The sequence below is a fragment of the Sphingomonas chlorellae genome (genome assembly GCF_056485145.1).
Window position 1 is genome coordinate 117,758 of record NZ_JBQXXM010000006.1, and the last position, 13,087, is coordinate 130,844.

Annotated in this window: 8 protein-coding genes; 4 read left to right on the top strand and 4 right to left on the bottom strand. The window is 70.3% G+C overall.

The genetic code is table 11. From position 1 onward, the window contains the following. The first annotated feature begins 149 nt into the window (after positions 1 to 149). The 3 genes from ACT3CF_RS15650 (at position 150) to ACT3CF_RS15660 (ending at position 8,224) form a co-directional block, all read left to right on the top strand. Entirely contained in the window at positions 150 to 2,381 is a 2,232-nt protein-coding gene (locus ACT3CF_RS15650) for an autotransporter assembly complex protein TamA (protein WP_478424318.1), read from the top strand. Continuing rightward, on the top strand, positions 2,381 to 6,625 hold the full coding sequence (locus tag ACT3CF_RS15655) for a translocation/assembly module TamB domain-containing protein (protein WP_478424320.1): 4,245 nt from the start codon (positions 2,381 to 2,383) through the stop codon (positions 6,623 to 6,625). The genes ACT3CF_RS15650 and ACT3CF_RS15655 overlap by 1 nt, the downstream gene beginning before the upstream one ends. Before the next feature lie 87 nt (positions 6,626 to 6,712). Continuing rightward, positions 6,713 to 8,224 carry a flavin-containing monooxygenase gene (locus tag ACT3CF_RS15660; protein ID WP_478424322.1) on the top strand — a complete coding sequence of 504 codons (1,512 nt, stop codon included), beginning with the start codon at positions 6,713 to 6,715 and terminating at the stop codon, positions 8,222 to 8,224. On the opposite strand, the gene ACT3CF_RS15665 is transcribed toward ACT3CF_RS15660, so the two are convergent. The 4 genes from ACT3CF_RS15665 to ACT3CF_RS15680 all read right to left on the bottom strand — a co-directional run bounded on the left by ACT3CF_RS15665 (position 8,221) and on the right by ACT3CF_RS15680 (position 11,679). Then, entirely contained in the window at positions 8,221 to 8,676 is a 456-nt protein-coding gene (locus tag ACT3CF_RS15665) for a MaoC family dehydratase (protein ID WP_478424323.1), read from the bottom strand. The two genes, ACT3CF_RS15660 and ACT3CF_RS15665, sit on opposite strands and share 4 nt — an antisense overlap. A gap of 1 nt (position 8,677) precedes the next feature. After that, complete coding sequence (locus ACT3CF_RS15670) at positions 8,678 to 10,570, bottom strand: acetyl/propionyl/methylcrotonyl-CoA carboxylase subunit alpha (RefSeq protein ID WP_478424324.1); 1,893 nt, start codon at positions 10,568 to 10,570, stop codon at positions 8,678 to 8,680. Positions 10,571 to 10,837: 267 nt separating this feature from the next. Further along, positions 10,838 to 11,149 carry a DUF3088 family protein gene (locus ACT3CF_RS15675; RefSeq protein WP_478424326.1) on the bottom strand — a complete coding sequence of 104 codons (312 nt, stop codon included), beginning with the start codon at positions 11,147 to 11,149 and terminating at the stop codon, positions 10,838 to 10,840. 2 nt (positions 11,150 to 11,151) lie between these two features. Then, positions 11,152 to 11,679 carry a nuclear transport factor 2 family protein gene (locus ACT3CF_RS15680; RefSeq protein ID WP_478424328.1) on the bottom strand — a complete coding sequence of 176 codons (528 nt, stop codon included), beginning with the start codon at positions 11,677 to 11,679 and terminating at the stop codon, positions 11,152 to 11,154. Positions 11,680 to 12,519: 840 nt separating this feature from the next. Between ACT3CF_RS15680 and ACT3CF_RS15685 the strand changes: the two genes are divergently transcribed. Next, entirely contained in the window at positions 12,520 to 12,891 is a 372-nt protein-coding gene (locus ACT3CF_RS15685; protein ID WP_478424330.1) for an endonuclease domain-containing protein, read from the top strand. Positions 12,892 to 13,087 lie beyond the last annotated feature (196 nt).

The window sequence follows — 13,087 nt, forward strand, 5'->3', positions numbered from 1 at the left end:
CGCAACCGTCGGCCCCGCCCGGGCAAAGCGACGGACCCAAAGCGCCGCCCGGTCGTTTCGCAAGCGTGAGAGGACCGGCCAGCGGTCCCCGAAGGAGGCGCGTGGACAAAGGGGTAAGGGCGGGCTGGATGGCGGCGTTGGCGGCTGGGATGATTGCGCCTGCCGCCGCCGAGCAGATCGCCGATCCGAAACCGGGGCAGGGTGCCCCTGCACCGGCATCGGCGTCGACGCGCGTCCCCGCCGCGCCCGGTGCCGTCGCGGGCGGCGAGGCGGCTGCGCGGCCCGTGGACCCGCAGCGCGCGCCTGCTGTCCCGGTTCCTCCGACGCCGCTGATTCCGCAACCGCCGATCATTCCCGACGCCGAATTCGAGGCAGCGCTGCCGCGGCTCAGCGACGACATCAATGCGCCGCTTGAACCGCTCAAGGACTTCGCGAAGCCTGCCGCCCCGGGCGAGACCGCGCAGCGTGCGCCCGAGGACCGGCCGGCCGCCGCCGGGGGAACGCCGCAGGCCGTCGGGCGCCAGATCGAACAGGCATTTCCGCCGCCTGCCGCCGAGGCGCCCGAGTTCGCACAACCGCTGCCGCCGCTTGAGGCATTCCGTACCGAAGTCCTTGCGGATGAGAAGGTCGATACCAAGAAGCTGGGTTCGATCCGCTACACGCTTGCGATCGACGGGCTGGCGCAGCTCGGGCTCGACGACGAGTTTCGGGCGCTGTCGACGCTGGAGGACGGTGACGGCAAGGCGGTCAACGCGGCAATGGTGCGGGCGCGGGCAACCGAGGATGAGAAGCTGGCGCTGCGGCTGCTTCAGTCGCGCGGCTATTATGACGCGACGGCGATCATCACGATCGAACAATATCCGGCCAATTCGGGCAATGTCCGCGCGACCCTGACGGCGACGCCCGGGCCGCTCTATCGCATCGGATCGGTCAATGTCGTCGCGGCGAGCCCGACCGTTCCGGCGGGGCTGATCGACAACGAGCTCAACCTCAACCCCGGCGACGCCATTCGTGCCGACCGCGTCCAGGCTGCCGAAGCCAACGTCACGCTGCGCCTGCCGCAACAGGGCTATCCGTTCGTCAAGCTGGGCGAACGCGACGTGCTGCTCGACGAGGAAACGCATCGGGGCGATTATACGCTGCCGGTCGATCCGGGGCCGCGCGCACGGTTCGGCACCGTCGTGACCGAGGGCGAGCGCCCCGTTTTCGATGCCAAGCACTTGCGCGTGTTCCCGCGGTTCAAGCCGGGCGACCTGTATGACAGCCGCCGGGTCGACGACCTGCGCGAGGCGCTGATCGCGACCAGCCTGTTTTCGACGGTCTCGGTCGAGCCGCAGCGCACCGGGCGCGTCGCCGCGGACGGGACCGAGGCGGTGGACCTGCTCGTTCGCCAGAATCGGGGGCGCCAGCGCACGCTGGCGGGTGAGGTCGGGTACAGCACGGGTCAAGGATTCCGGGCTGAGGCGAGCTGGACGCACCGCAACCTGTTCCCGCCCGAAGGTGCGTTGATCGTAAGCGGCGTGTTGGGAACGCAGGAGCAGGCCGCGACGACGACCTTCCGGCGTTCGAACGCGGGGCTGCGCGACCGGACGTTCCAGGCGAGCGCGTCGCTCAACCATTCGGATTATGACGCGTTCGAATCCTATACCGGCGGCGTTTTGGTCCGCTGGTCGCGGGATTCTACGCCGATCTGGCAGAAGCGCTGGACCTATTATTACGGCGCCGAACTCGTCGGGTCGAACGAGGACCGGTACAATTTCAACCGCGGGCGACGCGACCGCGGCACCTGGCTGATCGCGGCGCTGCCGGCTTTTGTCGGTTATGACACGTCGGACGACCTGCTCAACCCGACGCGCGGCTTTCGCGTGAAGCTCAATGTCAGCCCCGAAACCTCGGTGCGGGGCGAGGTCCAGCCCTATTTCCGGTCGATGATCGAGACGACGGGCTATTATCCGGTCAGCAAGGACGTGGTGATCGCCGGGCGTGCGCGCATCGGCTCGATCCAGGGCGTCGATCGCGATGCCCTGCCGCCCTCGCGGCGCTATTATGGCGGCGGCGGCGGGTCGGTGCGCGGCTTCGGCTATCAGGAACTCGGCCCGCGTTCGCCCGACGGCAAGCCGGTGGGCGGGCGTGCGTTCAACGAATTCGCGGTCGAGGCGCGCTATCGCTTCGGCAATTTCGGCATCGTTCCCTTCATCGATGCGGGCCAGGTCTATGAGGGCGTGACGCCCACGGGCCGCGATATCCGTTTCGGCGCCGGCATCGGCGGGCGCTATTACACCAATTTCGGGCCGGTGCGCATCGACGTGGCGACCCCGATCAATCGCAAGCCGGGTGAATCGAAGGTGTCGCTCTATATCTCGATCGGGCAGGCCTTCTGATGGCGGAGATCCCCCCGTCCGAGGAACAGCCGGCCGCCGACGGCCCCGCACCCGAAACCGCGCCGCCCCCGTCGCCACGTCGGCGGCTCTGGCCGCGCCTGGCGCTGTGGGTCGCGGGGGGGATTGCCGGCCTCGTCCTGCTTGCCGGATTGATCGTCGCCGGCCTCGACACCGCGCCGGGGCATCGTTTCGTCGCGCGCCAGATCGGGGCGCTGAAGCTTGCATCGGGCCTGTCATTCCGCATCGGCCGCATCGACGGCTCGCTTTATGGCGCGATGGTGCTGCACGATGTCGAGGCACGCGACCCCGCGGGCGTCTTCGCCTCGGCGCAACGGATTGAACTCGACTGGCGGCCATGGCGCTACCTGTCGAATCGCATCGAGATCCATCGGCTGGCGAGCCCGGCGCTGCGAATCGCACGGATGCCGCAGCTGCGTTCGACGCCGCGCGATCCTAACGCGCCGATCCTTCCCGACATCGATATCGCCGTCGAGCAACTCGACATCGCGCAGATCGACGTCGATCGCGCCGTCACCGGCCAGCGCCATCTCGCGCGCGTCAAGGGGCGTGCCCATCTTGCCGACGGGCGCGTGCAGCTCGCACTCGACGGCGGCACGATCGCCGCGCCGGGGCTCGCAGGGGGCGATCGGCTGATTGCGCGGATCGATGCGGTGCCCGACCGCAATCGCCTCGACGCGGATCTGCGGCTCGACGCCCCGCGCAATGGGCTGGTGGCCGGGCTGGCAAAGGTCGATGCGCCGATGACCGCCCGGCTGGCCGGACGCGGAAGCTGGGCGTCGTGGCAGGGTGACGCCGTGGCGACGATCGGCGGCAAGCCCGTCGCCCGGCTCGGTCTGCGCGCCGACAATGGCCGATTCCGCGTCGACGGCAAGACCTGGCCCGGCGCCTATCTGAAGGGACCGGTCGAACGACTGGCACAGCCGCACCTCGATGTCGCTGCCGATCTGAGGCTGGCGGACCGCACGATCGACGGCACGCTCAAGCTCACCTCCGCCGCGCTCGCGGCAGAGGCACGCGGCAAGGTCGACCTGGGCAACAACCGCTTCGACGCGTTGCAGGTCGAGGCGGCGTTGCGCACGCCGGGGGCGATTGCCCCCAACCTGAACGGCCGCGACGTGCGTGCGGCACTGCGGCTTGACGGCGGCTTTTCGCGACCGCTCGTCGATTACAAGCTCAGCGCCGCGGCGCTCGGCTTTGGCAGCACGGTGATCGAAGGCCTGTATGCCGAAGGGCGCGCGCGCGTCGATGCCGAACGCATCCTGGTCCCGGTTCGCGCCCGTGCGGCGCGGATTGCCGGCCTCAACGCGGCGGCGGGCGCGCTGGTGACGCACGTCCAGCTTGGCGGCGACCTGGCGGTTGCCGGGGACCGGGTGCTTTCGGACAATCTGCGGCTGCGGTCGGATCGGGTCGATGCCACGGCGATCATCGCGGCCGACATCAGCGCCGGGCGTTACACGGGCGCCATCCGCGGCCGGATCAACGACTATGCGATCAACGGTGTCGGCGTCGTCAACCTGACGACCGATGCCAAGCTCTATGCGACCCGCGGCGGCTGGGGCATCGGCGGGCGTGTCGCGGCTGAGACGCGGCGGATCACCAACACCACGCTGCGCGATCTGCTCGGCGGGCGGGCGGTGGCATCGGCGCAGGTCGATATGGGGCCGCAAGGGATCGTCACCGTGCGCGACCTCCGGCTGAAAGCGCCCGAATTCCGCGTGCTCCGGGGTGCGGGGCGTTACGATCCGGCCGGGCCGATCCGCATCGACGCCGAAGCGGTATCGACGCGGTATGGCCCGCTTCGCGCCCAGTTGACGGGGACGCTGACCGCGCCCGAACTGTTGCTGCATGCCGATCGGCCGGGACTGGGCGTCGGGCTCGCCGACCTTGAAGCGCGCGTGAAGGGGCAGGGCGGCGCCTGGGCGGTACAGGCGCGCGGCGGCACCAGCTATGGCCCGTTCGATGCCGATGTTCTGGTGCGCACGGGCAAGGCGATCGAGGTGGCGGTCAACCGCGCCCATTTTGCCGGGATGGAGATTGCCGGGACGATTGCGCAGACGCACGCCGGCCCCTTTGCCGGCACGCTCGCTTTCCGCGGCTCGGGCGTCGACGGGCGCGCGCTGCTGAGCGATGCGAGCGGCGTCCAGCAACTCGACGTCCAGGCGGTCGCGAACAACGCGCAGATCCCCGGCGACGCCCAGCTGGCGATCGGCCGCGCGCTCGTTTCGGCCCGCGTGATGCTGGGCAAGACGCCCCAGGTCGTCGCCGACGTTCAGCTCGCGGCGCTGCGCAAGGGGGATTTCACGATCAAGACCGGCCGCGCGCGCATCGATTATCAGGGCGGGCGCGGCACCGCGCAGCTGGTCCTGCACGGCGCATCGGGCGTGGCGTTCGACCTGGCTGCCAATGCGCGGATGACGCCGGAACTGTGGGTGGCGGCGGTGCAGGGACAGGCGGGTGGCGTGCGCTTCCACAGCGTCCAGCCGGCGCAGATCCACATTGCCGGCGACGAATACCGGCTGGCCCCGGCGCAGATCGATTTCGACCAGGGCAGCCTGCGGCTTGCGGGCAGCTATGGTCGCGGACTGGCGTTGCAGGCGCGGCTCGACAAGCTTGACCTGACGCTGTTCAACACGCTGACGACGGGACTGGGCATCGGCGGGACGGCGACGGGCAGCCTCGACTTCGCCCAGCCGGAAGGCGCGGCCTTCCCGAGCGCCGATGCGCGGCTGGAGATCCGCGATTTCACGCGCGCATCACTGGCGACGGTGTCGACGCCGGTCGATGTGAGCTTTGTCGGCAAGCTGTTGCCCGACGGCGGGGATGCCCGCGCGCTGGTGCGGCGCGGCGGCACGACGATCGGGCGGTTGATCGCGACGTTGCGGCCGCTGCCGCCGGGAAGCGGGCCGTGGACCGAGCGGCTGCTGGGGGCGCCGCTTTCGGGCGGGATTCGCTATAACGGCCCCGCGGCGTTCCCCTTCTCGCTGGCCGGGCTGGCCAACCAGCATGTTGCCGGGCCGGTGGGCATCGCCGCCGACTTTTCGGGGCGGGTGCGGGCGCCGCAGCTCCAGGGCATCGTGCGGGGCGAGAACCTCAGCTATGCGCATGACAGCTACGGCACGCAGATCACGGGAATCCGCCTCGACGGGCGCTTTTCGAACGACATGCTGATCCTCGACCAGTTGAGCGGTCGGGCGGGCGAGGGCACGATCCGGGCGCAGGGCAGCCTTGGGCTCTCCGCCGATGCGGGCTATCCGCTGTCGATCGCCGTCGACCTTGACAATGCGCGGCTGGCGCGCAGCCTGGCGCTGGGCGCGACCGCGACCGGACGGTTGACGGTCACCAAGAACGACCAGATCGCGAAGATCGCCGGCAAGCTGACGATCCCCGAGGCGCATTACGAGATCGTCCGCCAGGGCGCGGCCGAAGTCCCCGAACTGACCGGCGTGCGGCGCAAGAGCGAACTCGCCGCGGGCGATACGCCGGCGGCCCGACGCAGCCGGATCAAGACGGTGTTCGACCTCGACATCGACCTGAGCGCCGACAACCGGCTGTTCGTCAACGGCATGGGGCTCGAGTCCGAATGGAGCGCGCGCGTCAATATCGGCGGCACCACCGCGGCGCCGCAGGTGCGCGGCAGCATGCAGGTCGAGCGCGGCACCTACAGCTTTGCGAGCCGCCGGTTCGAGCTGACGCGCGGCGACATCCGGTTCCAGGGGTCGACGATCTCCAACCCCTCGGTGAACATCACCGCGAACACGACGGCAGAGGGCGTGACGGCGATCCTGACCGTCAGTGGCACTGCGCAGAAACCCCAGATCGCGTTCAGTTCGACGCCATCGCTGCCGCAGGAAGAGGTGCTCTCGCGCCTGTTCTTCGGCACCAACGTCACCAACCTGTCGGCCACCGAGGCCATCCAGCTTGCCGCCGCGGTCAATTCGCTGAGCAATCCGGGCAGCGGGCTCAATCCGCTGGGCCAGCTCAAGGCCGCGACGGGGATCGACCGGCTGCGCATCCTGGGCGCCGACGACACCAGCGGGCGCGGCACGTCGCTGGCCGCGGGCAAGTACATCACGAACAACATCTATATCGAGATCATCACCGACGCGCGGGGCTTTACCGCCACCCAGCTCGAGATCGCGCTTTCGCGGGCGCTGAGCGTGCTTTCGCAGACCAGCTCGTTCGGTGGATCGAGCGTGAGCGTGCGTTACTCGCGCGATTACTGACCGTCCCGAAACCGCCGGTTCCCCGGATCGCAGGGGGACTGGCGGGGCGGACGCTGTCACGTTAGGCTCGTCTTCGGGGAGAGGACAATGGACGAGCAATTCGACGTGATCATCGTCGGTGCCGGGATTTCGGGCATCGATGCGGCGCATCACCTGATGCGGGAATGTCCCGATCTGCGCTTCGCCATCTTGGAGGGACGCGACACGATCGGGGGGACGTGGGACCTGTTTCGCTATCCCGGCATCCGCTCGGATTCGGACATGTTCACGCTGGGCTTCCCGTTCCGGCCATGGCGGGGCGAAAAGGCGATCGCCGACGGTGGCGACATCCTCGACTATCTGCGCGACACGGTTCGCGACGAGGGGATCGACCGGCACATCCGGTTGCGCCATCGCGTCCGGCGCGCCGACTGGTCGAGCGACACGGCGCGCTGGACGGTCGAGGTCGCGTGCGACGGCACCACGCAGCGGTTGCAGGCGCGGTTCCTGTACCTGTGCTCGGGCTATTACGACTATGACCATGGCCATGCTCCCGACTTCCCGGGGGCGGAGACGTTCGCCGGAACGGTCGTCCACCCGCAATTCTGGCCGCCGACGCTCGACTGGAGCGGACGGCGGGTCGTGGTGATCGGCAGCGGCGCCACCGCGATGACGCTGGTGCCCGCGCTCGCCGGGACGGCCGGGCATGTCACGATGCTCCAGCGTTCCCCGACCTATGTCGTCGCACGGCCGGCGCGCGATGCGCTGGCGGCGGTGTTGCGGCGCATCCTGCCCGCCGGGACCGCCCATTCGCTGACCCGGTGGCGCAGCGTGCTGGTCCAGCAATTCTTCTACACGCTCATGCGCCGGCGGCCCGAGGCGGCGAAGGAGCGGCTGGTCGGCATGGTCCGCGAGGCGATGGGCCCCGGATACGACGTCGCCACCCACTTCACGCCGCGCTACAACCCGTGGGACCAGCGGCTGTGCCTGGTGCCCGACGGCGACCTGTTCGACGCGCTGCGCGCCGGCAAGGCCGAGGTGGTGACCGACACGATCGACCGTTTCGTCCCCGAAGGAATCGCGCTCGGATCCGGGCGGGTGCTTCCCGCCGACATCATCATCACCGCCACCGGGCTGAAGGTGAAGCTGATGGGCGGCATCGACGTGGCGGTCGACGGCGAACCCGTCCGCTGGGCCGAGCGGCTGACGTACAAGGGCATGATGTTTTCAGGCGTGCCCAACCTGGCGCTCGCCTTTGGCTATACCAATGCGAGCTGGACGCTGAAGGCGGACCTGACCGCGCGTTACGTCACGCGGCTGCTCAAGGCGATGGCGCGGCGGGGGATGCGGCAGGTGACGCCGATGCCGACCGCGCCCGTCGATCCCGCGCCCTTTCTCGACTTCACCTCGGGCTATGTCCGCCGGGCCATCGACGACCTGCCCCGGCAGGGGACGCGGCGGCCGTGGCGGCTGCACCAGAATTACCTGCGCGACCTGATGCTGATGCGGTTCGGGTCGCTGGACGAGGAAATGGTGTTTTCGAACCCCGAAACGCCCGCCGCGGCGCCGTCCGCAGCCCCGGCCGACGAACGCGCAACGGCCGCCGCCGGCCGCCCCTAAGCCGCGGGGCGGCTGCGCAGCAGCGCCGAGCGCAGGCATTCGCACACCAGCTCGCCGCGCTGGTTGTGCATCTGGTGCCGCCAGGTGACGATCCCCTGGCCGGGCCGCGACTTGCTCGGCCGCAGCTCGACCACCTCGGATGAGGCGCGCAGCGTGTCGCCGAGGAACACCGGCTTGGGCATGACGAGCTTGTCATAGCCCAGATTGGCGACGAGCGTGCCCGCCGTCGTGTCGCCGACGGTGATCCCCACCATCAGGCTGAAGGTGAAGGTGCCGTTGACGAGGATCTGCCCGAACTCGCTCTCGCGCGCCGCCTCGGCATCGAGGTGGAGCGGCTGGGTGTTGTGCGTGAGCGTCGAGAACAGGAGGTTGTCGGTTTCGGTCACCGTCCGGCGCAACGCATGCTCGACGCGGTCGCCGAGCTGCCATTCGTCGAAATAACGTCCGGCCATCTCAATCCTCCTTCGCGGCGACGCGCACGAGCAGCGCCTCGACCTGAACCTGTGCCCCGACCTCGACCGGCAGTTCGGCGACGGTGCCGTCGAACGGGGCCGTGAGGGCGTGTTCCATCTTCATCGCCTCGAGCGTGACGAGCCGCTGGCCCTTGGTGACGGTGGCGCCGGGGGCGACGTCGACCGCGGTGATGCGGCCGGGCATGGGGGCGAGCAGGGCGCCGTCGCCGGCGGTGCCGGCGGCAGTCCCGTCGAAGCGGGCGAGGCTGAAGCCGTAAGTCTGCCCCTTCTCGACGGTGACATAGGTGGCGCCGAAATACTGGCCGCCGCCGCCGACATCGTCGCCCTGCCACCAGTCGACGCGGCGCACTTCGTGGCCGCAGCGAACCATCACCGGCGCCGAGTGCGGTGCGTTGAGACGAAAGCCGTCCAGTCCATCCAACAGCCGGTCCGTGCGCGAGCGATCGACCGACGCATAATCCCATTCGACGTTGAGCGCCGCGAGCTTGAACAGCTCGTCGCTCGGCCCACCGGGCAACAGCGAGTCGAGACGATCCGGAATGAAGCTGGTGGTGACGTTGCCCTCGCCGAAAGCCGGATCGCGCAGCGCCCGGAAAAGAAAGCCGGCATTGGTCCGGACCGGCCAGCAGCCCAGATATTCGATGCCGTCGGCCAGCCGTTCGATCGCCGAGGCGCGGTCGGCACCCCGCGCGATGAGCTTGGCCAGCATCGGGTCATAATGGGAGGTGAAGTCGTCGCCCTCCTCGAAGCCGGTCTCGACGCGAAGCTCGTCGGTCGGCAGGCTGAGCATGTCGAGACGCCCGACGCTGGGCAGGAAGCCGTTGTCCGGATCCTCGGCATAGAGCCGCGCTTCCATCGCCCAGCCGTTGATCGACAGCTCGTCCTGCCGTTTGGGCAGCGGCTCGTCGCTCGCCACGCGGAGCTGCCATTCGACCAGATCCTGCCCGGTGATCTCCTCGGTCACCGGATGCTCGACCTGAAGGCGCGTGTTCATCTCCATGAACCAGATGCGGTCGGCGCGCAGGCCCTCGCTCGCATCGGCGATGAACTCGATCGTGCCTGCGCCGACATAGTCGACCGCCTTGGCCGCGCGCACCGCCGCGGCACAGATCGCCTCGCGCGTCGCGGCATCCATGCCGGGGGCGGGAGCCTCCTCGATCACCTTCTGGTGGCGGCGCTGGAGCGAGCAGTCGCGTTCGAACAGATGGACGACATTGCCGTGGCTGTCGCCGAACACCTGCACTTCGATGTGGCGGGGCGAGAGGATGTACTTCTCCAGCAGCACCCGGTCGTCGCCGAAGGAGGAGGCCGCCTCGCGCTGGCAACTGGCGAGCGCGTCGGCGAAGTCGGCGGCGCTTTCGACGCGGCGCATCCCCTTGCCGCCGCCGCCGGCGACCGCCTTGATGAGCACCGGATAGCCGATCGCATCGGCCTCGGCCCGGAGCCGTTCGGGCGACTGGTCGTCGCCGAGATAGCCGGGGGTGACGGGCACGCCCGCGGCGATCATCCGCGCCTTGGCGGCGTCCTTGAGCCCCATTGCGCGGATGCTGTCCGGCTTCGGCCCGACCCAGATCAGCCCGGCGTCGATCACCGCCTGGGCGAAATCGGCATTTTCGGAGAGGAAGCCATAGCCGGGGTGGATCGCGTCCGCCCCCGTCTCGCGCGCGGCGGCGATGATCCGTTCGCCGACCAGATAGGATTCGCGTGCGGGGGACGGGCCGATATGCACGGCCTGGTCGGCCCGGCGGACGTGCAGCGCATCCGCATCGGCGTCCGAATAGACGGCGACGGTGCGGATCCCCATGGCGCGGGCGGTACGGATGATGCGGCAGGCGATTTCGCCGCGATTGGCAATCAGGAGCGTGGCGATCATGGCGGCGCCCTCAAATGACAGGGTGGATGGAGTTCGGGACGAGACGCGGCGGCGTGCGGCCCCCGGCCGCAGGCGCCGTGCGTCGCGACGGCGATCCGGACGGGCCGTGCCCGCGGTGCCGCCCCCGGCGAAGTTTAGGAAGTTTAGGGTCTCCACGCGATGCCCAACCTGCCGTGCCGGCCGCGACGCCCCGCCGCCGCAAGGGGCGGGAAGCGCGCGGACAAGCCCGCAGGCTGGCCACAGATTTTCCTACATTGCCAGCCCCGGTCACGGGTGGCGTTCCGGAAAGCCGTGGCGCGTGTGGAGCGCGGCGAGCAGCGGTTCGATCGCGTTGACGAAGCCGCCCTCGGCAAAGGCGAGCGCGGGCAGGTTCTGGTTCGCCTCGCCGAGCCGGTCGACCACGGGACCGCGCGGGCGCGGCCAGGCGACGCGGACGACCTCGATCGCCGCCGCGCGTTCGGGAAAGGCGGCGAGCAGCCCCTCCACGGTGATGCAATCCTTGCAATAGAAGCGCCGTTCGCCGCCATAGGCGGGGTCGGCCCAGTCATTGTCGAGCAGGAAGAGCGTGTCGCGGGCCATGGTCAGCGCACCTCGCAGCCGGTGGTGCGGTGGGTGTAGGTGACGTTGCGCAGCTTCCATCCGCCCGCCTGACGCACCATGTCGAAATGGTTGGTGCCGCAATGATGCGGCTTGCCGTCGATCAGGAAGACATAGGGCGCCCACACCATCGCGATGTCGCCGTCGACCTCGATCGCGGGGGTGGACAGCCGCTCCTCGATCCGCGTCGCGCCCGGGCGGATCGCGCCGGCATAGTCGTTCCAGCCGAGCGTGCGGACCGCGCGCGTGCCGTCGGGCTTTTCCTCGACCGCGGTGATGCGGCCTTCGGGATCGGTGACGGCGAGGATCGCCCGCGCATCGCGCGCGGTGAGCCCGGCGAGCAGCGCGTCGATCGGCGCCATCACCGCCGCGGCGTCGGGATCCTGATAGGGCAGCGGGTTGGCCGGCGGCAGCCGGTCCGCGGGCTTCGCGCTGCGCGGCGGATTGGCCGCGGGCGGCGGCAGCGGCGCATCCTGCGCGGCGAGCATGAGGGCGAGCAGGGGAAGCATCATGGGATCAGCCTTTCAATTCCGCCCGCGAGCGGGGCGGCGCCTTGCGAGACAGCGACGGACGGGTGCGGGGGCGGGGGCGTTCCGATGCCTGCGGCATCGGCCCCTCCACCACCGGCCTTGCGGCCGGCGGTCCCCCTCCCCCAGCGGGGCTGGGGGAGGAGTGGGGTGGGGTGCCGAGGCCTGGGCGGCCGGGCGGATGGCCTCCCGGTGGCCCGGCATCCGCGTGGGGTGGGGGTGTTCGGATGGCTGTGGGGGCCGTGTGGGGCGGCGGCGTTCCGATGACTGCGGCATCGGCCCCTCCACCACCGGCCTGCGGCCGGCGGTCCCCCTCCCCCAGCAGGGCTGGGGGAGGAGTGGGGTGGGGTGCCGAGGCCGGGGCGGCCGGGCGGATGGCCTCCCGGTGGCTGGGCATCCGCGTGGGGTGGGGGTGTTCGGATGGCCATGGGATCCGTGAGGGGCGGGGGCGTTCCGATGCCTGCGGCATCGGCCCCTCCACCACCGGCCTGCGGCCGGCGGTCCCCCTCCCCCAGCGGGGCTGGGGGAGGAGTGGTGTGGGGTGCCGAGGCCTGGGCGGCCGGACGGATGGCCTCCCGGTGGCTGGGCATCCGCGTGGGGTGGGGGCGTTCGGATGGCCGTGGGGTCCGTGTGGGACGGCGGTGTTCCGACGCCTGCGGCATCGGCCCCTCGACCACCGGCCTTGCGGCCGGCGGTTCCCCCTCCCCCAGCGGGGCTGGGGGAGGAGTGGGGTGGTTGCGAGCTTAATCCTCCCCCAGCTTGCTGGGGGAGGGGGACCATGCGTAGCATGGTGGAGGGGCGCGCGGAGCGCGGAAGGGGGCCGCGATGTTGAAGGGCAACGGCCGTTCGTACCGACGGGCGAAAGGGCTGCGCCGGGCCATGACGCTGCCCGAGATACTGCTGTGGAAGCAGTTGCGCGGGCGCGACGGGGAGAAGTGGCGCAAGCAGCATCCGGCCGGCCCCTATGTGCTCGACTTTTATTGCGATGCCGTGCGGCTTTGCGTCGAGGTCGACGGCGAGGTCCATGCGCGCGGGACCGCGCCGCAAGAGGATGCGCGGCGGGATCGCTGGCTGGCATCGCATGGCGTTGCGACGCTTCGCATTCCGGCAGCCGAGATTCTCGCCAACCCCGACGGCGTGCTGGCGCTGATCGGTGCGACGGTTCGCGCGAGGCGCGGCGTGGATCCGGGCGGGTAGGGCTTCCGACGCCTGCGGCGCCGGCCCCTCCACCACCGGCCTGCGGCCGGCGGTCCCCCTCCCCCAGCGAGGCTGGGGGAGGAGTGTGGTGGGGCGGGGGCGTTCCACCACCGGGCTGTGGTTGGCGGTCCCGTTCCCCCGGCGGGGCTGGGGGAGGAATGGGGTGGGGTGGGGGCGCTCCACCACCGGGCTGTGG